Source organism: Fulvivirga lutimaris (assembly GCF_009711525.1).
GTDB classification, from domain to species: Bacteria; Bacteroidota; Bacteroidia; order Cytophagales; family Cyclobacteriaceae; genus Fulvivirga; species Fulvivirga lutimaris.
Genome location: NZ_SMLV01000010.1, coordinates 1 through 241 on the forward strand (window position 1 = coordinate 1; position 241 = coordinate 241).

At 37.8% G+C, this 241-nt stretch carries 1 protein-coding gene; it reads left to right on the top strand.

Annotation, left to right across the window (positions count from 1 at the left end):
* Nucleotides 1-241, top strand: a 241-nt coding sequence (locus tag E1140_RS00020; RefSeq protein ID WP_155177920.1) for a carboxypeptidase-like regulatory domain-containing protein, incomplete at both ends; no start/stop codon positions are given.

Sequence of the window (241 nt, forward strand, 5' to 3'; positions counted from 1 at the left end):
AAAAGGTACAACTAACGGTACTGTTACCGATATTGACGGTAACTTTAAATTATCTGTGCCATCAGAAGGTGGTACATTAGTATTTTCATTTATTGGTTTGGCTACTGAAGAAGTAAGCGTAGGTACCAGATCAGTTATTGATGTACAAATGTCTCCTGACGTGAAGCAACTTTCAGAAGTTGTTGTAACAGCAGTTGGTATTGAAAGAGAGAAGAAGGCATTAGGTTACTCTGTTGCTTCA